Genomic DNA, 21,246 nt, shown 5'->3' on the forward strand with positions numbered 1-21,246 from the left:
CATGTAAGCGGCATCAAAAGGTACTTCGCCATCGATAGAGATGACCAAGAGAAGCATGTTATTCAATGACTAAATTTGTATAATCACACGCTATTTTATTTTTCGAGCGGAATGATATCTGTCTTATGCTGGCTTACGTTTTATTGGTTGTAAACGCCTGTTTGGTGTTGGTGAATACTGGTTTTTGTTCTGTTGCGATCTGTGTGGCGGCCCTGATTAAATTGTTACTGCCTACTTCCGCTTTGAAAGCTTATGCGACGCGGCTTGCTAATTGGTTTATGTGGTTGTGGGCCACCGTCAATATGCGGATTCTGAATTTGTCTAATCCGGTCCAATGGGATATTCAAGGCGTTGATCAACTGAACCGGCAGGGATGGTATCTGATGATCAGCAATCACATGAGCTGGACGGATATCGTTGTATTGTGCAGTGTATTTAAAGATCGGATTCCGATGCCAAAATTTTTCTTAAAACAGCAGTTATTGTATGTGCCGTTTATCGGGATGAGTTGCTGGGCTCTGGATATGCCATTTATGCGTCGTTATTCAAGAGAATACCTGCTGCGTAATCCAGAAAAACGCGGCCAGGATCTGGCGACGACTCGCCGTTCGTGTGCCAAGTTCAAACATACACCAACCACTGTCGTCAATTATGTCGAGGGCACACGTTTTACACCGGAGAAACAACGTGCAACCCGGTCGGCCTATCGGCATCTGTTACCGCCGAAATCGGGCGGCATCGCTTATACGCTGGCAGCAATGGGGGAGCAGTTTGAGAAGATTATCGATGTCACATTAGCTTATCCGGATAATCAGGCAATGCCATTTAAAGATATGTTGATGGGTAGAATGCAACGTATTGTGGTTCGGGTCCGGGTTTTGCCGGTTGATGAACAGGTGTCGGGCGATTATTTCAATGACAAACCCTATAAGCGGCAGTTTCAGAAATGGCTGGGGGATGTTTGGGCAGATAAAGATGTGTTATTAGATGATATCTATCAATGAGATGTTAGGTGTGACTGTCAGCCGATTCGATTACTTAGTACTTAGTATCAGGTAGTATCAGGGAGCCATTTGGCTCCCTGATTGCTATCTGTGGTGTGAGTCAGCGAGTGACCCGCTGGCGTTGATTATTTTTTCAGTAAGTAATCGACTAAGGCAAAATACTCTTCGGTTTTGATATCGCGCGGTGGCTGAACCAGATACTTATTGTTGACGATCAGGGCTGGAACGCCTTGCAGACCACTTTCATCAAAGGTCTTGTCAAAACGGCGTACCATCGAATCGACGGCAAAGCTGTTAAAGGCATTATCGAATGATTTGGCATCGATCCCTTCATCGGTAAAGATTTGCTTCAATGCTTCGTCGTTCTGTGGCGGGCGTCGTTTGTTGTGGATACGATCAAACATCACCGGGACCATTTTGTCTTCAACATTCAGCGAGACCATTGTCGCGTAAGCTTTACTCATTGAATGTGCCATATTGCCACCCATGAATGAAACGTGAACACGCTGAAATTCTGTTCCGGCTGGGAGTTGTGCTGCCAGTTTTTCCACAATAGGCTCAAACGCATTACAGTGTGGGCAGTAGAATGAGAAAAACTCCATGACTTTCGGGTTGTCAGAATGTGGCCGATCAAGCACTTTGTAGTATTCGCCTTCTTTAAACTGCGCGGCGTGGATAGACAGACTGACGAGTAAAGTTGTTAATAAAGCAAAAAGCTTTTTCATGATGAACTCCATATGATTCAATTATTGTATATACCCACCTAACTTCAAATCTCTCCCTGCCACACCCATTCAATGCCGGTGAAACATTCTTTTAAGTGACAGCAACGAGTTTTATCGAAGCGATCCTTCAAGGTTAGTTAGGTATCGGGGCTACCATTGCGGCATCAAAGAAAGTGGCGTTTCTTCCAGTGCTGAAATTTGTTCTTTCAGAGCTAGTACTTGTCCCTCCCAATATTTGGGGTCATTAAACCAAGGGAAAGCCGCCGGAAATGCAGGATCTTGCCATCTCTTTGCCAACCATGCCATGTAATGTACCATGCGTAGACCACGCAACGGTTCAATTAGTTTCAATTCAGAAGGGTTAAAATCGCAAAATTCTTGGTAACCTTCAAGAAGAGTATCGAGTTGTGCAAGTCGATCGGCGCGATCTCCGTGCAGCATCATCCATAAATCCTGAATTGCCGGACCGTTACGCGCATCATCCAGATCCACAAATATCGGGCCATCACGCCAGAGAATATTGCCCGGATGACAATCACCGTGCAGACGAATATTGTTGGTCTGTTCCGGCCATTGCTGTTCTATGGCGTGAATCAACAAAGACAGATCGGAGAAAAACGCCTTTTCGATATGAGTCGGAATAAATGTTGAATTTTCCAGTCGTTGCTGAGGCTGATAAAGATATTCGTCGAGTGTGATTGTTGGGCGATAAGTAAACGGTTGTTTGGCACCGACTTGGTGAATGCGTCCCATAAATCGTCCGACCCACTCAAGCTGTTCAGCATTATCAATTTCGAACTGGCGTCCCCCTTCACTGAGAAACAATGCAAACTGATAGCCCTGATAAGCATGTAGTGTCTTGCCCATCAGACGGATTGGTGCAGAAATCGGTATTTCTGATTCGATGAGCTGTTGTGCAAAGAGATGTTCTTCTTCGATTTGTTCGGTTGTCCATCGCTCGGGTCGATAGAATTTCACCACATAGCGCTGCCGGGATTCATCGGTAAATTGGTAAACCCGGTTTTCGTAGCTATTCAACGGTAAGAAGCCGGATTCGGCGCGGATACCGATGCTCTCGAGTGCATACCACATGAGGTCTGGGGTCAGCGCATCGAAGTGAAAGGTTGCTTGTGTCATGATGAAAGCTTGGCTTATCGGTCTGTGATGTGTGACAAGAGACTAACATTGATTCACGATATCCCCAAACAGGCGCCCTCCGAACTGCACCGGGAAATGTTCAAGAAGGCCTGGCGGCCTTCTTCAAGGACAGAGATTGATCCATCATCGCTCAATGGTTCATGACAAGCGGAAGGCATTAACAGACTGTGACAAATTGGCTGCTATCCCCGTGAGTTTGTGGGTTTTATCCGCATTGTCATCCGATGTTTCTGCTGTTGCCTTCGCCAGATCATTGATTTCAACAATACTGGCATTGATTTCTGCGGAAACATGGGTTTGTTGTTCTGCTGCGGTTGCGATTTGGCTGTTCATATCCTGAATCACAACGACTGAGTGTTGAATGGCTTCTAATGCCTTGGTCGCGTTGACTGAACGTTCTTCTGCATGTTTCGCCTCCTCGGTATTCGATGCGATCAACTGAACTGTTTTTTTGGTTTCATCCTGTAGTCGTTCGATGACCGTCTGAATTTGTTCTGTGCTTTCTCGGGTTCGGCTGGCCAGCCCCCTGACTTCGTCTGCGACAACGGCAAATCCTCGGCCATTTTCACCAGCCCGGGCAGCTTCAATCGCGGCATTCAGGGCCAGCAGATTGGTTTGTTCTGAGATGGTATTGATTACATCAAGAATGCCTCCGATATCAATGGTTTCTTTCTCTAGTTGCGCCGTGGTTGTCACCACTTGTTCCATACCCTGAGCCAAAATCCGGATGTCTTGACTCATCTCTTTGACAATATCTAACCCTTGTCGAGATTTTTCAGACGCTTCTTCAGCGGCAGAAGAAGCGTTCAGTGCATTTTGAGCGACTTCATCCACCGTTACAGTCATTTCATTCATGGCTGTTGAAGTTTGCTCCAACTGATTCATCTGGGACTGAGAACTTTGATTTACGTACTGAGCCGAAGACGAGAGGGTTTGAGAGACTTGGTCGATTTCAGCCGCGGCACCATTGATTTCGGTGACGATATTTCGAAGATTGGTCACCATATGAAGTACGGAGCGATAGATCCCGGTCACCTGCTTTTGTGAGGCTGACTGATGAGAGAGATCGCCATGAGCGATTTGCTCGACGATATCAGAGATCTGTTGCGGCTCTCCGCCAATCGGCTTATACATCAATTGAATGACCAGCCAATAAACGATCCCTAAAGAGAAACAGAGTGAAATGACTGCGACGACCATCGTCATGTATAAATTATGTTTGGAAGACTGAAGAATATTATCCCAAGAATCCCATGACCAAATCATCCAATGCAGAGCATCAATAGTGACTTCGGTAACATAATATTCCTTACCATCATGGGTATAAGAGTGAACACTTTTTTCTTTATTTTGATATGGTGCGTAAGATGGCCTTATTTTAAATATATTTTTGCCAATTTCGTCTTTGTTTTTCGAGGAAAAAATAAAGCCATCAGTTCGAGTAACAAAAACTTGTTTATTTTCTGAAATTTTATCAACAAATGCATTTACCGTATTAATCGAAACATTAACTGATAATACGCCGATAACTTTACCATCTCGATATATTGGATTCGCGAGTGCGATGACATATCGTCCCGTCGTGCTTTTAAATGGGGTTGTAATAATATTTTTGTCTCCTTTCATACCACGAATAAACCATTCTCGTTGTGTTTTCTCGGCATTGAAGTTGGCAACAAACCCGTTAGCGCTGGTGGAAAATGTTACGCCAGAAGGTAATGCGACGTAGGCATTGAGGAGATCAATCTTGCTGGAGAGATCTTTGAGGGTCGAGAGCATTTTTTTCTCGTCGGTAATCTGTCCTGCTTTTATCGGCAGGGTATCACCGACAATATCAAGAATATTGAATATTCTTGTCGTTTCAAGTTCGATAACCTGAGCGACTAACGTCGATTGGTTGGTTAATTTTTCTGTATAATTTTTACTGGATGCTGAACGAAAATTATAAAAACATACAATGGAGATGATTGTAACAATAATGATAAACAATCCCCCAATATAGAATGTTAATTTAGCCTTTGCACTCACAGAGGTACCTCATTTATAAATTTATACTGTTTGTGCTAAGAGCATATCATTGCTGATTGTTTATTTGTTGAGCTATTTAACTGGTTGGATATGATCATTTTTTATAGACAACCCTATAGAAAGTATGCCTATAGTTGATTCATAAAATGATTTAATTAGAGAGATTTTATATTTGTTTTATATATATTTAACCAATGATTTATAGAAGTTGTTATGTGTATATAGGCGGGTTTTTTTTTAAGTTAAATATAAACCAATCAACACAGTCATATGATTATATACTTTAATTTAACGCTGGCTGCTTAATTGTTTTTAATCAATTCAGAATTGAAGGTAATTAGCAGACCCACAGATGGGGTCATGCATGATTATTGAATAATACCACGAGCTTTCAATATCGCAGTTTTAAAATCGTCTTCCTGATCTTTTTTTAGCCCCGGGATCATCTCATCTTTGGCACTATGGCGCATTTTCAGATGATAGATCAGGATATCATCACTTAAATTTGCTAAGTCACCCTGATAACCCGCTTCATTGGCTAGTTTGGCCAGAAACGCAAGCAGATTGAGTTCAGCATCTTTCTGCCACTCGGGTTCTAACAGTTCGAGCAGCTCTTCAATACGGTGGCATTTCATTGGATTCTCCATGAGATTCATGTGGGATTACTCAAGTAAAGTAACAAATTGAAAGCAAGAAACCAACGTGAAAAAGGGAATAAAAAAGCGCAGAGCATTGCTGTACTGCGCTTTTACTGGGTTGACTTATGCTGCTTTAACTTCGGTTGATATCTCCGGTTCATGAACACGTTTCTCAGCTGGAGTCATGACAGGTGCAACTTTTGCTTTGGGTCTAGAAGCTGCAAAGCTTGCTCGACGCCGTGATGCACTCCCATGTGAGTGCGAAAAACTGACTGCTGTTGGGCGCATATATATACCTAACGGTCAGACATTTCCCTTGCCATTTCAATGGCCTAGATTAGCTATTGAGTCAAGACTTCATCATCACTGCTGAAGGTGGGCTCATCTGGCGCAAACCGTTCCGAATAGCTGTCTAGGAATTTCGTATGTACACTTTATACACACTTGGATAAGCATAGCATTTACATATGAATTGATCGATAGCCTTTTGTTCATGCAATGTCATAAAATTTAAATTATTGATGCTGAGAATTGAGTTTTGGCAAAGTTCAGTATTAGTATGAACAACCCATTACTTCATCACTGGATGAGGTAAAGTTAATCGCAGAAAGCTGGGGGAGGTAGACATGTCTTTTTTGAAGAAAACCCTCGCAAGTTTTGGTATCGGGTCAGCAAAAGTTGATGCTGTGTTACAACAAGAGGTGCTCCAACCCGGACAGCAAGCGAATGTCACGATCCATGTTTATGGCGGGGCGACAGCACAGGAAATTGATAATATTGAGGCACAATTATGTTGTCGCTATATCGATGAAGAGCCGATCGGAGAGGATCGTCGGGGAGAATCCCGGACACACAGAGTGCATCGGCGCTGTGTTTTGGATCAATGGCGCTTGCCGTATGCCTTTACGATCCATCCGGGAGAGACGCGAGACTTTCTGGTGACATTCAATATTCCCTGGAACACGCCCATTACGATTGGGGATGCAAAAGTCTGGCTGGAAACCGGTTTGGACATTGCCCTTGCTTCTGATCCGACAGATAAAGATGAAGTGACTGTCCGACCTGAACCGTTACTCGATGCCGTATTCAGTGCTTTCGAGTCTCAGGGATTTCGAATTCGTCAGGTTGAATGTGAAGCAGTCAGTGGATTCGAGTTACCGTTTGTGCAGGAATTTGAGTTTGTGCCGACGACCGGGCCTTATCATGGTCGCTGGCGTGAAGTTGAAGTGGTTGCTTACCGCTCCGAGGCGGCATTGGAATTATGGTTTGAAATTGACCGGCAACAGCGAGGCGTCGGTGGCATGTTGTCTCATCTGCTTGGCAGCGGGGCATTGAAACGCCACCTGATCATTCCGATAACTACGCCGCTTGAACAGGTCGCTGAGCGGGTATTCGATTTTCTTGAGGAAAGCACGTAAAATTCAGCGTACACATGTAAGTTGAATTGTGTCATACTCAGCGATGATATGAATCCTCAGGAGTTTCACATGACCTCGTTGAATCACGGATATACGCTCAAAGAAGAGATCTGGAATTCGATCACACACGGTGTTGGCTTGGTTTTGGGTATCATTGGTTTAGTGATGCTATTGGTGAAAGCTACGTCAGCAAATGATGACGTTTTGACGATCACCAGTGTTGCGATTTATGGTGGCAGCATCATTCTGTTGTTTCTTGCTTCGACACTCTATCATTCCATTCCACAGCAGCGAGCCAAGCGGTGGTTGAAAACATTTGATCATTGTGCGATTTATCTGTTAATTGCCGGTAGTTATACCCCTTTTCTGTTGGTGAGTCTGAGGACGCCTTTAGCGATTGGACTGATGACCGTGATCTGGTTGATTGCGCTGGTTGGCATCGGATTAAAGATTGCTTTTATTCACCGATTTAAACGCTTGTCTTTAGCGATTTATGTCGTGATGGGATGGCTTTCTCTGGTCGTGGTCTATCAGTTGGCGATTCACCTGAATGTCGGCGGGCTGACTTTGCTGGCTGCCGGTGGCGTCATTTATACGCTCGGCGTGATTTTCTATGTCGGGAAAAAGATACCGTATAATCATGCTATCTGGCATGGCTTTGTACTCAGTGGCTGTGCCTGTCACTTTTTCTCGATTTACTACTATGTGTTGTCGCATTGAATGTCGGGATATTCAATGCGACAAAATTGTCATGCCGTGTCTACTGTCATGATAGCCCGTCGGTCTGTTTGAACGGTATTAACGTCGCCAGAACGCGGGGAAAAACAGCACCAGAATGGTCAGGATTTCCAGTCTTCCCATTAACATCCCAAAACTCAGAATCCATTTTGCCATATCCGGTAGCGGCGCAAAGTTACCGGTTGGGCCGATAATATTCCCCATGCCCGGCCCCACGTTTGAAACCGCGGTGATTGCCCCGGAAATACTGGTGGTCGGATCTAATCCCATAGCACTCAATGCACCGGCAATGATAATAATCGTAATCACAAACGTTAGGGCAAAGGCGACCACAGAACGTACGATATCATCGGTGACCGGCCGGTTGTTATAGCGCTGGACAAAGACCCCGGAAGGATGAATGAGCTTCATCATCTGCCGGTTGAGTAGCGTGATAGCAATTTGAAAGCGGAAAATTTTGATCCCACCGGCGGTCGAACCGGAACACGCCCCGACCATCATTAAAAATGCAAACAATGTACTGGGCAGGGCTCCCCATGCGGTAAAGTCATCCAGTCCATATCCGGTTGTTGTCACGACCGAAACAATATTAAACATGGCCACTCGAATCGCATCCATTACCGGGTAGCCGTTGTGGACAACCAGCCATAACGCCACAATGCCGCTGGCAGCGAGAAACAGATAGAAGAAGCCGCGTACCTGAGCATCTTTGTACAGTTCGATCGGTTTTTTCTTACGGATGGCCGAGACAAATAGCAAGAAGGGTAATCCGCCCAGGAACATAAACACGGTCGCAACCCAATGTGCACCTTTTGAGAAGTGGTTCATAGAACCGTCGGAGGTCGAATATCCGCCTGTGGACAAAGTTGTGAATGAATGGTTGATAGCCTCAAAGACGGTCATCCCTGTCATGACATAGCCAATACAACATAACAGCGTCAGAATGACGTAGACAATCACAATATTTTTTGCGACGGTTTTGGCCCGGGGACTGCTTTTATCAGACCAGTCAGAGGATTCCGTCTGGAACAGTTTCATCCCCCCGACATTGAGCATAGGTAGCACGGCGACCGCCATCACGATAAATCCGACACCGCCCAGCCATTGTAAGATCGAGCGCCAGAGTAAAATGCTGGGTGCCATGTTATCCAGACCGCTCAGAACAGTTGAACCGGTTGTGGTAATCCCTGACATGGTTTCAAAGTAGGCATCGGTAAAACTAATATGATTGATAAACACGAAAGGCAGGGCCGCAAACGCGCTGGCGACCGTCCAGACTAAACTGGTAATCAGAAACATGTCTCGGACATTGAGCTTAAAATTAGCGGTCCGGCCTAAGGTCAGAAAAATAAAGGCTGCAACATGGGTAATGAGAACAGCCTGTCCGAAGTCAAGAAATCCAGCCGTGCCACTGACAAAGGACACCAGTGTCGGGACATACATAAACAAAGCCAGTTTGGACAGGACCAATCCCAGCACAAATAGAATCGATTTCAGATTCAGCATGGTCGTCAACCACTACAGGAAAAATGGGCTGGGTTGGAACAGGGCTTCGACATCGGAAACATATTTCTTATTGACTAAGAACATCACCACGTGGTCATCCTGCTCGATGATTGTCCGGTCATGGGCGATGAGTACTTCTTCACCCCGGACGATAGCACCAATGGTGGTGCCGGGCGGTAGTTTGATATCGCCGACCGCTTTGCCGACAACTTTTGAGGTGGTTTCATCACCGTGAGCTATGGCTTCGATGGCTTCCGCTGCGCCACGACGCAGAGAAGAGACGTTGACGATATCAGCCCGACGAACGTGCGTCAGTAGTGCAGAAATTGTCGCTTGCTGTGGCGAGATCGCAACATCAATCACACCGCCTTGAACCAGATCGACGTAAGCGCCCCGCTGAATCAGAACCATCACTTTTTTGGCGCCCAAGCGTTTTGCCAACATGGCTGACATAATGTTGGTTTCATCTTCATTGGTCAGGGCAATGAAGACATCCACTTGATCGATATTTTCTTCGGTTAACAGTTCTTGATCGGCAGCATCACCACAAAAGACAATGGTATTTTCCAGCTGCTCCGACAGGTATTCGGCACGTTGATAATTTCGCTCAATCAGTTTCACGCTGTAGCTGTGTTCAAGACGTCTGGCGAGGCTTGCCCCGATATTTCCCCCACCGACGATCATGATTCTGCGATAGGGTCTTTCCAGACGTTGTAGTTCACTCATGACCGAACGTATATGGTTACTGGCTGCGACAAAGAATACTTCGTCGTCGGCTTCAATAATCGTGGTTCCCTGAGGACGAATCGGTCTGCCTTGACGGAAAATTGCTGCGACACGGGTTTCGATATGCGGCATGTGTTCGCGCAGGGCTGAGAGTGCATTGCCAACCAATGGGCCGCCATAATATGCTTTTACTGCAACGAGGCTAACTTTTTGATTGGCAAAACTAACAACTTGTAACGCACCGGGATAGTGGACTAAGCGCTCGATATAACTGGTTACCAGTTCTTCCGGTGCAATCAAATGGTCCACCGGTACGGCACCGGAATGAAAGAGGGTTTCTTTTTCAGCAAGGTATTCAGGAGAACGAATTCGGGCAATCCGATTGGGGGTATTAAACAAAGTAAATGCCACCTGACAGGCGGCCATGTTTGTTTCATCCGTGTTGGTCACCGCGACCAGCATATCTGCATCCTGAGCTCCGGCCTCTTTGAGAACACTCGGATGGCTGGCATGTCCGTTCACAACGCGAAGGTCGTATTTGTCCTGAAGCTCTCTCAGGCGGTCACTACTTTTATCGACAATCGTAATATCGTTGTTTTCACCAACTAGGTTTTCCGCCAGTGTGCCACCTACCTGACCGGCGCCAAGAATGATGATCTTCATAACATAATCTCTTGTTTACCACTGAAAAAACAGTGCGCTTAAAATCCGTGATGACTCAGATATAACGTTTCAAGTCACACTAGATGGTTTTTTGTAAGACTGCGTAATAGAAACCATCCATATCATGTTCTCCCGGCAGAATTTGTCGTCCCGGATTATCAATTTCTGAATTTATCAGTTGTGCATCTAATGTTCGAGATAAAAACGTTTTTATCTGCTGACTATTTTCTTGAGGTAACACAGAACAAGTCGCGTAAACCATCGTTCCGCCGGGTTTTAACTGTGCCCACATCGCATCCAGAATCTCGCTTTGCAGCGCGACCAATGCTTCAATATCATCGGCCCGGCGGAGCCATTTGATATCCGGGTGTCTCCGGATGACGCCTGTCGCTGAACAGGGCGCATCGAGCAAAATACGATCAAATTGTGTACCGTCCCACCATTTATCCGGGTGGCGGGCATCACCACAGATCACTTTTGCCTTCAGATTGAGTCGCTCAAGATTCTCATGAACCCGTTTTAATCGTGATGAATCGCAATCGACGGCAACAACATGTGCATCGGGAACCTGTTCCAGTATATGGGCGGTCTTGCCACCGGGAGCGGCACAACAGTCAAGAATCAGCTCTTCAGCCTGCGGCGTCAGATAATGGACCGATAATTGTGCCGCTGCATCTTGAACTGACACCCAGCCTTGCTCAAAGCCGGGAAGTAAGTGAACGTCACAAGGTGCCGCCAATTTTATGGCGTCTTTTGCTTGTGGGTGTAGACTCACATCAATGTTTTGTTCATCCAGTAACTTGATGTAACTGTCGGTGGTGTGATGTTGCTGATTGATACGCAACCACATCGGTGCTTTTTGATTGTTGGCGGCCACAATTGCCTGCCACTGCTCAGGATAACTGGCTTGCAGTGATTTCAAGAGCCATTTCGGGTGGCAATACTGAACCGCATCATGTTTACTTTCTTGCAACCGCTGATCAATCGACGCGCTGCCGCGCTGATAATTTCTGAGGATAGCGTTAACCAGACCGCGGAGCCGCGAGCCTTTTAAATCCTGAGTTGCACTGACGGTTTCTCCGACAGCTGCATGATCAGGAATCCGCATAAATTGAATCTGATAGAGGCCCACCAGAATTAAATGATGAAAAACTCGTTTTTTCCCGGTCAGGGGTTTATCCATCAGTTCGAGTGCTGTGGCTTCTAAACGGGGCAGATAGCGCAGTACGCCAAAACAGATCTCCTGAAGTAGTGCGTGGTCTCGGGGTTTTATTTTTCTCTGAGCCTCTGGCAAGACAGAGGACAATGATGCGCCTTGATCGACAACCTGAAAAACCACAGATGCTGCAGCAGCGCGAACATTCATCATGAATTTGAACCTTAAATCAAGTCGATAACCGTGCGGTTATCGATCGTATTAATTGAGTCGTGTGCCTACTTCAAACCATTCGGCACGAGCATTGAGGATATCCTGAACCGGCATGGCTTTCTTACCGGGAACTTGCAGCTGTTCCAAAACCAGTACATCTTTGCCCGTTGCAATATGAATGCCTGTTTTATCGGCTCGGATGATCGTTCCGGCTGGCTGATCAGTTGAGGTGTGTTCAACATGGCTTTGCCAGACTTTAATGGCAGGGGTTGTGTCTGTTTTGCTATCAGTGACACAAAAATGGCTCACCGGCCAAGGGTTAAAGGCCCGGATACAACGTTCAATAAAATCAGCCGGTTGTGACCAGTCGATGCGGGCTTCTTCTTTACTCAGTTTTTGCGCATAACTTGCCAGCTGGTCATCCTGACGAACGGGGGTTATTTGATCATCGCGAATTGCATCGAGTGCATCAATTAGTGCTTGTGGTCCTAAGTGAGCAAGTTTCTCGTACATCGAAGCACTGGTATCGGTTGATTCGATGGGTAGTTTTGCAATCGACAGCATGTCACCGGTATCTAATCCGGCATCCATCTGCATGATGGTCACGCCAGTTTCTGCATCTCCGGCCCAGATTGAACGCTGGATCGGTGCGGCACCACGCCATTTGGGGAGAATCGATCCATGCACATTGATACAACCCAGTCTGGGTGCATCGAGTATGGCCTGAGGCAGTAATAGTCCATAAGCCACCACCACCATCAAATCTGCATTGAGGTCAGCGAGTTGCTGTTTGCTTTCCGGTGATTTGAAATTTTCCGGCTGATAAACAGGGATTTGATGATCGATTGCTAAAGCCTTGACTGGGCTAGCGGTCAGTTTTTTACCGCGTCCAGCGGGGCGGTCAGGCTGAGTGTAAACTGCAATGACTTCATGCGCTGAAGACAATAATGCCGCCAAGTGACGGGCGGCAAAATCCGGGGTTCCGGCAAAAATAATTCTGAGTGGTTGACTCACCGTGACCTCACTTATGCTTCATTCTTCTTTTTTTCGTTGGCGCGTTTAATTTTCTCGAGCTTGTCTTTAATTCGTTTACGCTTCAGCGGAGAGAGGTAATCAACGAATAATTTCCCTTGCAGGTGATCCAACTCATGTTGTACACAGATAGCCAACAGATCGTCCGCTTCGAAGGTATATTCTTTGCCGTCTCGGTCTAAAGCTCGGACGGTGACTTCAGCCGCTCTCGGCACCAGTGCTCTTGCGCCCGGAACTGACAGACATCCTTCCTCGATACCATCTTCTCCCCGTTTTTCGATAATTTCAGGGTTGATTAATACACGAGGTTGATCGCGCGTTTCCGAAACATCAATCACCACGATACGCTGATGGAAATCAACCTGCGTTGCCGCCAGACCAATACCATCTTCTTCGTACATGGTTTCGATCATGTCATCAACGAACTGTTGTATTTCAGGTGTGACTTCTTGAACGGGTTTTGCCACCGTTCTTAAACGTTCATCGGGAAAAGTTAATACTTGTAATACAGACATATACACTCAAATTGTTGAAATGTGCCGAAACAATAAAAAGTCCAATGCCCCAATTCTAGACATTTTAAGACCTAATTGACAGCATTGTGAGTGATAAATCGAAGTGATTATTAATTATCCGTCGATTAGACCATTGTTTTGCTAACTTACCACTGAGTATCAGGATATCTCCGTAGATGGACCCATCAGCCTCGCATACGACCGAACATGATCGACTATTGATCTGGATAAAACTCTGTTTGACGCCACGTCTGGGAATTCAATCATTGTTAAAGCTAGTCAGCAAAGTACCGCTCGATTCATTGAGTGATTATTCTGAGCAAGAGTGGTTTGCTTTGGGGCTGACGCCCACCCAGATCACTTATCTGCTCTCCAGCGCCGCAAAGCAAGTGGCTGAAGATTGCCTCGAATGGCAAGAGCGTGGCAATCATCGTCATATCCTCACTTATTTTTCACCCGATTATCCTGCTCTGTTGAAAGAAATTCCGTCTCCGCCGCCGCTGTTATTCGCACAGGGAGACATCACATTGCTGTCTGTCCCACAGATGGCTATTGTCGGGAGCCGACATGCCAGTATGCAAGGATTGCAAGATGCATGGCATTTTGCGAATGAGTTTGCTCAGCATCAGGTGGCAGTGACCAGTGGGTTGGCGTTAGGCATTGACGGACAGGCTCATCTGGGGGCACTCGATGGTGGTGGCAAAACCATTGCTGTGTTAGGGGCTGGCTTAGCACGTATCTATCCGGCCCGGCATCGGGGATTGGCTGAACGGATGCTTGAGCAACAATCCGGTGTTTTGGTGTCAGAATTTTGTCCCTCAACACCACCGAAATCACAGAACTTCCCGCGCCGTAACCGGATAATCAGTGGGTTATCTTTGGGAGTATTGGTGATTGAAGCGGCCGAAAAAAGTGGATCGCTCATTACCGCAAGGTACGCTGCGGAGCAAAATCGGGATGTTTTTGTGATCCCGGGCGCTATTCATCAGCATGGTTATCGGGGCAGTAATGCATTAATTCGTGATGGTGCTTGCTTAGTTCAGAATATCGAACAGATACTCTCTGAAGTTGGTACATTATCTGCTTGGGTAAAGGAAGAAGAGAAGCAAGCCGATAAAATTCAGCAAAATGAACTTTTTCCGCCATTAATTGACGACGAAGAATTGCCATTTGCTGAACTGTTAGCTAACGTAGGGGTAAAGGCGACACCAGTTGATATTCTTGCAGCGCGGACCCATATACCAGTTCATGAAGTGATGAGACAACTCCTGGAGTTGGAATTATCCGGGCACGTGATTGCAGTTGCTGGTGGCTATATTCGTAAGGGGAGGGGCTAGCTATGATGATGGATATTCTTATGTATCTGTTCGAAACTTACATCCATAGCGATGCTGAGTTACAAGTTGATCAAGATGAGTTAGAGGATGAGCTCCTGCGTGCAGGTTTTCATCAAAAAGAGATCTACAAAGCCCTCAACTGGTTGGAAGAATTAGCATCACTACAACAGAGTGATGTGCATTCTCCGCTATCAATCAGTGCTGCAACAGCAATGCGAGTCTATACCGAGAAGGAAACAGCCCGACTTGATGTTGAATGCCGCGGATTCCTGTTGTTCCTTGAACAGATTAAAGTGTTGACGCCCGAAACCCGAGAAATGGTCATTGATCGAGTCATGGGATTAGAAACCAATGAGTTTGAACTGGATGATTTGAAATGGATTATTCTGATGGTGCTGTTCAATGTTCCCGGTAATGAGAGTGCCTATACGCTGATGGAAGAATGGCTGTATACCAAAGAGCAAGGCATTTTGCACTGATAGAGATGCAATGAGTCGTCATATAGATCAGCAATTATTTTCTGCCCATGAGCATGCTTTAGACGAAGCTGAGCCCTGCCCTGAATGTGGTAGCGAGTTACAGTTACGGCATGGTAAACATGGGGCATTTTGGGGCTGTTCTGCGTATCCGGCGTGTGATTATATTCGCCCCCGTCATCAGCACGATGGCCATATCGTGAAAGCTTTGGGTGTGCCCTGTCCTGAATGTGGCCATGAACTGGTCTTAAGGCAGGGCCGTTATGGCATGTTTATCGGCTGTAGTCATTTTCCACAGTGTCATCATATCGAATCTTCTGACCCCCCCAAGAATGAGCAATCCCATGACGTGAGTTGTCCCGAATGTCATACGGGGCATCTGGTTGAACGAAAGTCCCGTTTTGGTAAGACTTTCTGGGCTTGTGATCAGTATCCGAAGTGTAAGTTTGCTATCAATTCTCCGCCTGTCATGGGCCAATGCAGCGCGTGTGGCTTTCCGCTCCTCGTGGAGAAAAAATCAGCGGCCGGTGTAACATTGATTTGTGCTGCACGGCGTTGTGGTCATCTCCAAGAGCGTGAATCATTGAATTGCTGACTGATGGGATGAAGCACCAAGGGCAGTTATACCCTTGGCTGATGGGATGTATAACGCTCGGTTAGATTGTGAAAATCCATTCCCCGATCATTGTATGACAGGCGGTTGTCTGACCGAAGGCGGCCAGTGCCGCTCTGATTATTGGTGTTGGCTGGTGAATTGATGCACCGCTGGAAATGCGTCTGCCGGAAGTATATCAGCAAGCGAACAGATGATGCGCTCTAGCTCGGCATAGTAATCGGCACTGACATTAATATGGCCCATCTTTCTACCGGCCCGCTTTTCTTTACCATACCAGTGAATATGACACCCTTCCGTGGCCAGAATTTCTGACGGGAGTGTATCTTCGCCGAGAATATTGACCATACAGGTCGGTCGGATCAACTTCGTACTGCCCAGCGGCAAACCGCATACCGCGCGGAGATGATTCTCGAACTGACAGGTATCAGCTCCCTGTTGTGTCCAGTGCCCTGAGTTATGGACCCGAGGCGCAATCTCGTTCACGAGTAGTTGCCCCTGAACATCGAAAAATTCCAGTGCAAGCACCCCCACATAATTGAGGGTATTGGCAACGGCTTCAAACATGGTTTTGGCTTGTTGCTGCAACGCTTGCGCATCTATCGAGGTCGACAGGCTGAGCACGCCATCGGTGTGAATATTTTCTGACAGTGGGTAAACCACCCACTCGCCGTTTCGACCTCGCGCACCAACCAGTGATACTTCACGATCAAAAGGAACGAACTCTTCAGCAACAATCGCTTGGTTGTCACTGGCTTCAATGCATTGCTGCATTTCCGGCCAGATCTTATCGGCATCTGTTGTCGATTTTAATCGCCATTGACCTTTTCCATCGTAGCCGCCTAACGCGCTCTTGAGAACCATTGGTATACCCACATGGCGGATCGCACTGTCAAAATCATCGCGAGTTTTGATGACGAAATATTTGGCATTTTTGACGCCGGCTTCATCCAGTAATGCTTTTTCCAGACGACGATCACCACCAGTCTTAATTGCTTGTGCGCTCGGGAGTAATTTGCCACTTTGTTCACACAAATGCAGGATATCATGAGGAATGTGTTCAAACTCGGCGGTAATCACATCCGCTTGCTGGATGGCATTCTCCAGACTATGGCCTTGCACTTCCTGAGTCAGCGGATGAATCATCTGACCGCTGACCACATCGAAGGCACTAATGTGAATATTGAGCGGGGCACCGGCAAGTGACATCATCCGTGCAAGTTGACCCGCGCCTAAGACAAGTACATGCATACGGCTTATTCCTCCGTTGGATCGGGATTGGCAAGAACGGTATCTGTTTGCGACTGGCGGAATGCTTCCACTTTCTGCATGACCTGTTCATCATGAACACCGATAATTTGGGCGGCCAGAATCCCTGCGTTGGCTGCCCCTGCTTCACCAATGGCTAGGGTGCCGACAGCGATACCTTTCGGCATCTGCACGATAGACAGGAGTGAATCTATGCCTTTGAGTGCTTTAGATTGAACCGGGACGCCCAGCACTGGCAGACTGGTAAAGGCGGCGGCCATGCCTGGTAAATGAGCTGCGCCACCGGCACCTGCAATGATCACTTTTAGACCGCGTGCTTTCGCCTGACTAGCATAGTCGGCCAGTAACTGAGGTGTGCGATGTGCTGAAACTACTTTTGTTTCATATTCAATACCGAATTGCTCTAACATTTCGGCGGCAAGCTTCATGGTTGGCCAATCGGACTTCGAGCCCATTATAATTCCGACTTTCATCTCAGATTCCTTCAGGTTCGTTGCAATGCTCAAGTATGTTGATGATATCAATATGCGACAATTTTGCGCGCATTATACGGGGAAATATGCTTAAGGAAAACGTTTGCGTCGAGAGAGTTTCTCGATCATTTGTTTTCGTGCAAAATTGATTTCGTTTTCTGGCATGATCGTTTGTACACTAGTGGCATCGTCATCCAAGCATAATGAGAAGTATTGTGAATAATTTTGAGCAGGTGCTTGATGTGTTGCATCAAGGTGGTGTGATTGCCTACCCGACGGAAGGCGTCTTTGGCGTCGGGTGTGACCCTGATCGAGCGGATGCCATTCAACGGTTACTGGAAATCAAAAACCGTCCGGTTGAAAAGGGGTTGATTCTGATAGCATCCGGCTATCAACAGTTACAGCCTTACATTGATGAGAGTCAGCTTTCCGCACAGCAACTGGCGCATGTTCAAGCAAGCTGGCCGGGGCCGGTTACTTGGGTGATGCCTGCCAGTGAGTATGCGTCAGTCTGGCTTCGGGGATTATTTGAGACCATCGCGGTTCGGGTGACTGATCATCCACAAGTCCGGCAATTGTGCGAGGCTTATGGCAAACCGATTACCTCAACCAGTGCTAATTTAACCGGGCAACCGCCTTGTATGACGACAGAATCGGTGCAACAACAACTTGGTCACTGTCTGGATGCAATTTTAGCCGGGCAGACCGGTGGGCGGGATAAACCCAGTGAGATTCGAGATGCGCGCACGCTCGAAATATTAAGACAAGGGTAGCAACGAGGAACATCGTGATGAGTGGGATTGATAAACAGGCCGTTAAAACTTTTTTATTGCAACTACAGGACGCTATTTGTCAACAGCTTGAGGCGACTGATGGTTTGGCGCAGTTTGAGCAAGATGAGTGGCATCGTGAACCGGGTGAACGCTTGGGCGGTGGTGGACGTAGCCGCGTGATGCGCGATGGTCATGTATTTGAACAGGGCGGGGTTAACTTTTCTCATGTGACGGGTCATGAAATGCCTGCGTCAGCGACAGCACACCGACCTGAGTTAAAAGGACGACGATTTGAAGCGATGGGCGTTTCTTTGGTGATGCATCCTAATAATCCTTATGTGCCTACCTCTCATATGAATGTACGTTTCTTCATTGCCGAAAAAGAAGGGGAGTCTCCTGTCTGGTGGTTTGGTGGTGGTTTTGATTTAACCCCATTCTACCCGTTTGATGATGATTGCTGTCACTGGCATCAAGTGGCAAAAGAGATTTGCCAGCCATTTGGACCGGAGGTATACCCGCAACATAAAGCATGGTGTGACCGATATTTTTTCTTACCGCACCGGGAAGAAACACGTGGTGTGGGCGGACTATTTTTTGATGACCTGAATCAGTGGGATTTCGAGACCTGTTTTGCTTATATCCGTGCGGTTGGTGAAGGCTATACTCGCGCTTACCTGCCGATTGTTGAGCGACGAAAGGACTGCCAGTTTTCGGAACGTGAACGCCAGTTCCAGTTATACCGACGTGGACGATATGTAGAATTTAATCTGGTGTTTGACCGAGGAACGTTGTTTGGACTGCAATCGGGCGGACGAACCGAATCGATTCTGATGTCGATGCCACCGTTGGTGCGTTGGGAGTATGGGTATCAGCCGGCTCCCGGCAGTGCAGAAGCAAGACTGACGGAATATTTGACCCCAAGAGACTGGTGACAGTTTTCATCGGGAGTGATAGGGTCAAATGATTCTTTTCTATTTTCTTTGAGTGAAGGCAGGGACATGGCTTATCAGGAACAGTATGCGGTATTCGGCAACCCAATCGGTCACAGTAAATCTCCTTTTATACAGACGTTGTTTGCTCGCCAGACCAATCAAGACATGGTTTATACGGCTGAGCTTGCGCCTGTTGATGGGTTTGAAACGGCAGTGGATACTTTTTTTTCTCAGGGAGGAAAAGGCTGTAATGTCACTGTGCCTTTTAAAGAAGAAGCCTATGCGTTTGCTGATCAACTGACCGAGCGGGCTAAAATTGCCGGTGCGGTCAATACGCTCAAGAAGCTCGATGACGGAGGTATTCTCGGCGACAATACTGATGGTGCAGGCTTGGTTCAGGATTTATTGCAGTATCAGGTGCCTTTGCAGGGCGCAAAAATTCTGTTAATCGGTGCGGGTGGTGCGGCAAAAGGGGTGATTCATCCGTTATTAGCACAATCCCCTGACTCGATTGTGATTACCAACAGGACCTTCAGTAAAGCACAAGATCTTGCGACTTGTTTCCGGGAACACAACAATCAACATCAAGTATCTGCAACACCCGTCCAGATTTCTGCTCAACCCATGTCCGGGATTCAGGAAGCATTTGATGTGGTGATTAATTCAACTTCAGCTAGCCTGTCCGGAGAACTGCCGGATATCTCCGGTGAGATTTTTGCCGCCAATAGCGTGGCTTATGACATGATGTACGGCAAAGGACTCACGGTCTTTAATCAATGGGCGGTGACGCATGGTTGTGCGCATGCTTATGATGGCTTGGGAATGTTAGTGGGACAAGCCGCAGAAAGTTTTATGCTATGGCGTGGCATTCGTCCCGGGACGCGGCAGATATTAAGTGAACTGAGACGGAATCTGGAAGGTAGCCTGTGAATCAGTCAATCATTTTTCCTGATGTGCAATCTTGGAATGAAGATGCCCGGCACATTGTTTTTCCTGCTCAGTGTCAAGGGGCTTTGATTGAGTGCATTGTGACCGTTGCCGTGCTGGAAGAACTTTCTGGTCAATCGATCACAAGTCAGGAAGACGCCATCCGTTTTTTTTCCCTGTACCGTTTCGATTTGGAAGAGTTGGCCGAGCAGCTCATTGACGATGAAGCGTACAATGCGCTCGGACAAATCGATCTGGTCGTCGGTAAGTAATTAGAGATCTTCTACCTGATGGAGAAAGTCATCTTTATTCTGAACGTAGTTTTCTGCTGATTTAAGTAAGAAGGCGCGTTCTTCATCTGTTAGCGGGCGAGCTCGTTTGGCTGGGTTGCCCATGTAAATGTAGCCGCTTTGCAGTGTTTTGTTGGGGGGAACCAAACTCCCGGCACCGATAACGACCTCGCTCTCTATCGTGACACCATCAAGAATAATGCTGCCCATCCCAACCAGAACCCGGTCCTGAATCGTACAGCCATGGAGCATCGCTTTATGGCCAACGGTTACATCATTGCCAATAATCAGTGGGTAACCATTTGGGTTCGCGGCATTTTTGTGTGTGACATGAAGAACAGTCCCATCCTGAATGTTGGTTCTCTTACCAATATGTATATGGTTCACATCGCCTCGGGCAGCAACGAAAGGCCAAATGCTGGAGTCGTCACCGATGCGAATATCTCCGACCAACACAGCCGTACTATCAACATAGACACGCAGCCCGAGTTCGGGAGCGATCCCTTTATAACGTCGAATTGAACTCATCATGTTCTCCTCAAAATATGTGTTTATTCTTCTAATTAAATTCTTTCCGTTACGTTTCCGTTAGATATAGATACGTAGAACTAAGGATAATGGCTTTTCGGTTTGGAG

The 21,246-nt window shown here is 46.8% G+C and carries 22 protein-coding genes; 10 read left to right on the forward strand and 12 right to left on the reverse strand.

Annotation, left to right across the window (positions count from 1 at the left end; all coding sequences use genetic code 11):
- Positions 1 to 125: 125 nt before the first annotated feature.
- Positions 126 to 1,004: an acyltransferase gene (locus OCV37_RS00160; RefSeq protein WP_038180391.1), complete on the forward strand. Its 879-nt coding sequence runs from the start codon at positions 126 to 128 to the stop codon at positions 1,002 to 1,004.
- 125 nt (positions 1,005 to 1,129) lie between these two features.
- Here the strand turns inward: OCV37_RS00160 and OCV37_RS00165 are convergent, their stop codons facing one another.
- The 4 genes from OCV37_RS00165 to OCV37_RS00180 form a co-directional block, all read right to left on the reverse strand.
- Positions 1,130 to 1,729 (reverse strand): thiol:disulfide interchange protein DsbA/DsbL, encoded by a 600-nt coding sequence (locus tag OCV37_RS00165; protein WP_038180389.1) that lies wholly within the window; start codon positions 1,727 to 1,729, stop codon positions 1,130 to 1,132.
- A gap of 150 nt (positions 1,730 to 1,879) precedes the next feature.
- On the reverse strand, positions 1,880 to 2,866 hold the full coding sequence (locus tag OCV37_RS00170) for a serine/threonine protein kinase (RefSeq protein ID WP_038180387.1): 987 nt from the start codon (positions 2,864 to 2,866) through the stop codon (positions 1,880 to 1,882).
- Between the two features lie 159 nt (positions 2,867 to 3,025).
- The gene (locus tag OCV37_RS00175) at positions 3,026 to 4,915 is read right to left on the reverse strand and encodes a methyl-accepting chemotaxis protein (protein WP_038180384.1); all 1,890 of its coding nucleotides are present in this window, start codon (positions 4,913 to 4,915) and stop codon (positions 3,026 to 3,028) included.
- 368 nt (positions 4,916 to 5,283) lie between these two features.
- Positions 5,284 to 5,550, reverse strand: coding sequence for a YihD family protein (locus OCV37_RS00180; protein ID WP_038180381.1), 267 nt, complete (start codon positions 5,548 to 5,550; stop codon positions 5,284 to 5,286).
- 629 nt (positions 5,551 to 6,179) lie between these two features.
- Here OCV37_RS00180 and OCV37_RS00185 point away from each other — a divergent pair.
- Both OCV37_RS00185 and trhA read left to right on the forward strand, forming a co-directional pair.
- Positions 6,180 to 6,971: a sporulation protein gene (locus tag OCV37_RS00185; RefSeq protein WP_038180377.1), complete on the forward strand. Its 792-nt coding sequence runs from the start codon at positions 6,180 to 6,182 to the stop codon at positions 6,969 to 6,971.
- 69 nt (positions 6,972 to 7,040) lie between these two features.
- Positions 7,041 to 7,691: a PAQR family membrane homeostasis protein TrhA gene (gene trhA / locus OCV37_RS00190; protein WP_038180376.1), complete on the forward strand. Its 651-nt coding sequence runs from the start codon at positions 7,041 to 7,043 to the stop codon at positions 7,689 to 7,691.
- A gap of 78 nt (positions 7,692 to 7,769) precedes the next feature.
- Here the strand turns inward: trhA and OCV37_RS00195 are convergent, their stop codons facing one another.
- The 5 genes from OCV37_RS00195 to def all read right to left on the reverse strand — a co-directional run bounded on the left by OCV37_RS00195 (position 7,770) and on the right by def (position 13,520).
- A complete protein-coding gene (locus OCV37_RS00195) occupies positions 7,770 to 9,215 on the reverse strand; it encodes a TrkH family potassium uptake protein (protein ID WP_038180373.1) in 1,446 nt (481 codons plus the stop codon).
- 12 nt (positions 9,216 to 9,227) lie between these two features.
- Positions 9,228 to 10,604 (reverse strand): Trk system potassium transporter TrkA, encoded by a 1,377-nt coding sequence (gene trkA, locus OCV37_RS00200; RefSeq protein ID WP_038180364.1) that lies wholly within the window; start codon positions 10,602 to 10,604, stop codon positions 9,228 to 9,230.
- Between the two features lie 79 nt (positions 10,605 to 10,683).
- On the reverse strand, positions 10,684 to 11,970 hold the full coding sequence (gene rsmB / locus OCV37_RS00205; protein WP_038180529.1) for a 16S rRNA (cytosine(967)-C(5))-methyltransferase RsmB: 1,287 nt from the start codon (positions 11,968 to 11,970) through the stop codon (positions 10,684 to 10,686).
- Positions 11,971 to 12,021: 51 nt separating this feature from the next.
- Entirely contained in the window at positions 12,022 to 12,987 is a 966-nt protein-coding gene (gene fmt, locus OCV37_RS00210) for a methionyl-tRNA formyltransferase (RefSeq protein WP_038180363.1), read from the reverse strand.
- An 11-nt stretch (positions 12,988 to 12,998) separates the two neighbouring features.
- A complete protein-coding gene (gene def, locus OCV37_RS00215; RefSeq protein ID WP_038180362.1) occupies positions 12,999 to 13,520 on the reverse strand; it encodes a peptide deformylase in 522 nt (173 codons plus the stop codon).
- Positions 13,521 to 13,696: 176 nt separating this feature from the next.
- Between def and dprA the strand changes: the two genes are divergently transcribed.
- From dprA to OCV37_RS00230, 3 genes are read left to right on the forward strand one after another with little or no spacing between them, the layout of a single operon-like run.
- Positions 13,697 to 14,857: a DNA-processing protein DprA gene (gene dprA / locus OCV37_RS00220; RefSeq protein ID WP_051680474.1), complete on the forward strand. Its 1,161-nt coding sequence runs from the start codon at positions 13,697 to 13,699 to the stop codon at positions 14,855 to 14,857.
- 5 nt (positions 14,858 to 14,862) lie between these two features.
- Positions 14,863 to 15,336, forward strand: a complete 474-nt coding sequence (locus OCV37_RS00225; RefSeq protein ID WP_027694359.1) for a DUF494 family protein — start codon at positions 14,863 to 14,865, stop codon at positions 15,334 to 15,336.
- Between the two features lie 10 nt (positions 15,337 to 15,346).
- Complete coding sequence (locus OCV37_RS00230) at positions 15,347 to 15,928, forward strand: DNA topoisomerase family protein (protein WP_038180361.1); 582 nt, start codon at positions 15,347 to 15,349, stop codon at positions 15,926 to 15,928.
- Between the two features lie 138 nt (positions 15,929 to 16,066).
- Here OCV37_RS00230 and OCV37_RS00235 read toward each other — a convergent pair whose 3' ends face one another.
- Positions 16,067 to 17,197: a 5-(carboxyamino)imidazole ribonucleotide synthase gene (locus OCV37_RS00235; RefSeq protein ID WP_038180360.1), complete on the reverse strand. Its 1,131-nt coding sequence runs from the start codon at positions 17,195 to 17,197 to the stop codon at positions 16,067 to 16,069.
- 5 nt (positions 17,198 to 17,202) lie between these two features.
- A complete protein-coding gene (gene purE / locus OCV37_RS00240) occupies positions 17,203 to 17,688 on the reverse strand; it encodes a 5-(carboxyamino)imidazole ribonucleotide mutase (RefSeq protein WP_038180355.1) in 486 nt (161 codons plus the stop codon).
- Positions 17,689 to 17,903: 215 nt separating this feature from the next.
- Between purE and OCV37_RS00245 the strand changes: the two genes are divergently transcribed.
- The 4 genes from OCV37_RS00245 (at position 17,904) to OCV37_RS00260 (ending at position 20,592) form a co-directional block, all read left to right on the forward strand.
- Positions 17,904 to 18,461, forward strand: coding sequence for an L-threonylcarbamoyladenylate synthase (locus OCV37_RS00245; protein WP_038180353.1), 558 nt, complete (start codon positions 17,904 to 17,906; stop codon positions 18,459 to 18,461).
- 17 nt (positions 18,462 to 18,478) lie between these two features.
- Positions 18,479 to 19,393, forward strand: a complete 915-nt coding sequence (gene hemF / locus OCV37_RS00250; protein ID WP_038180346.1) for an oxygen-dependent coproporphyrinogen oxidase — start codon at positions 18,479 to 18,481, stop codon at positions 19,391 to 19,393.
- Between the two features lie 66 nt (positions 19,394 to 19,459).
- Positions 19,460 to 20,323: a shikimate dehydrogenase gene (gene aroE / locus OCV37_RS00255; RefSeq protein WP_038180344.1), complete on the forward strand. Its 864-nt coding sequence runs from the start codon at positions 19,460 to 19,462 to the stop codon at positions 20,321 to 20,323.
- Positions 20,320 to 20,592, forward strand: a complete 273-nt coding sequence (locus OCV37_RS00260; protein WP_038180342.1) for a DUF1488 family protein — start codon at positions 20,320 to 20,322, stop codon at positions 20,590 to 20,592. Before aroE ends, OCV37_RS00260 begins: the two co-directional genes overlap by 4 nt.
- Here the strand turns inward: OCV37_RS00260 and OCV37_RS00265 are convergent, their stop codons facing one another.
- On the reverse strand, positions 20,593 to 21,138 hold the full coding sequence (locus OCV37_RS00265) for a gamma carbonic anhydrase family protein (RefSeq protein WP_038180340.1): 546 nt from the start codon (positions 21,136 to 21,138) through the stop codon (positions 20,593 to 20,595).
- Between the last annotated feature and the right edge of the window lie 108 nt (positions 21,139 to 21,246).

It is taken from the genome of Vibrio rhizosphaerae (assembly GCF_024347095.1).
GTDB lineage: Bacteria > Pseudomonadota > Gammaproteobacteria > Enterobacterales > Vibrionaceae > Vibrio > Vibrio rhizosphaerae.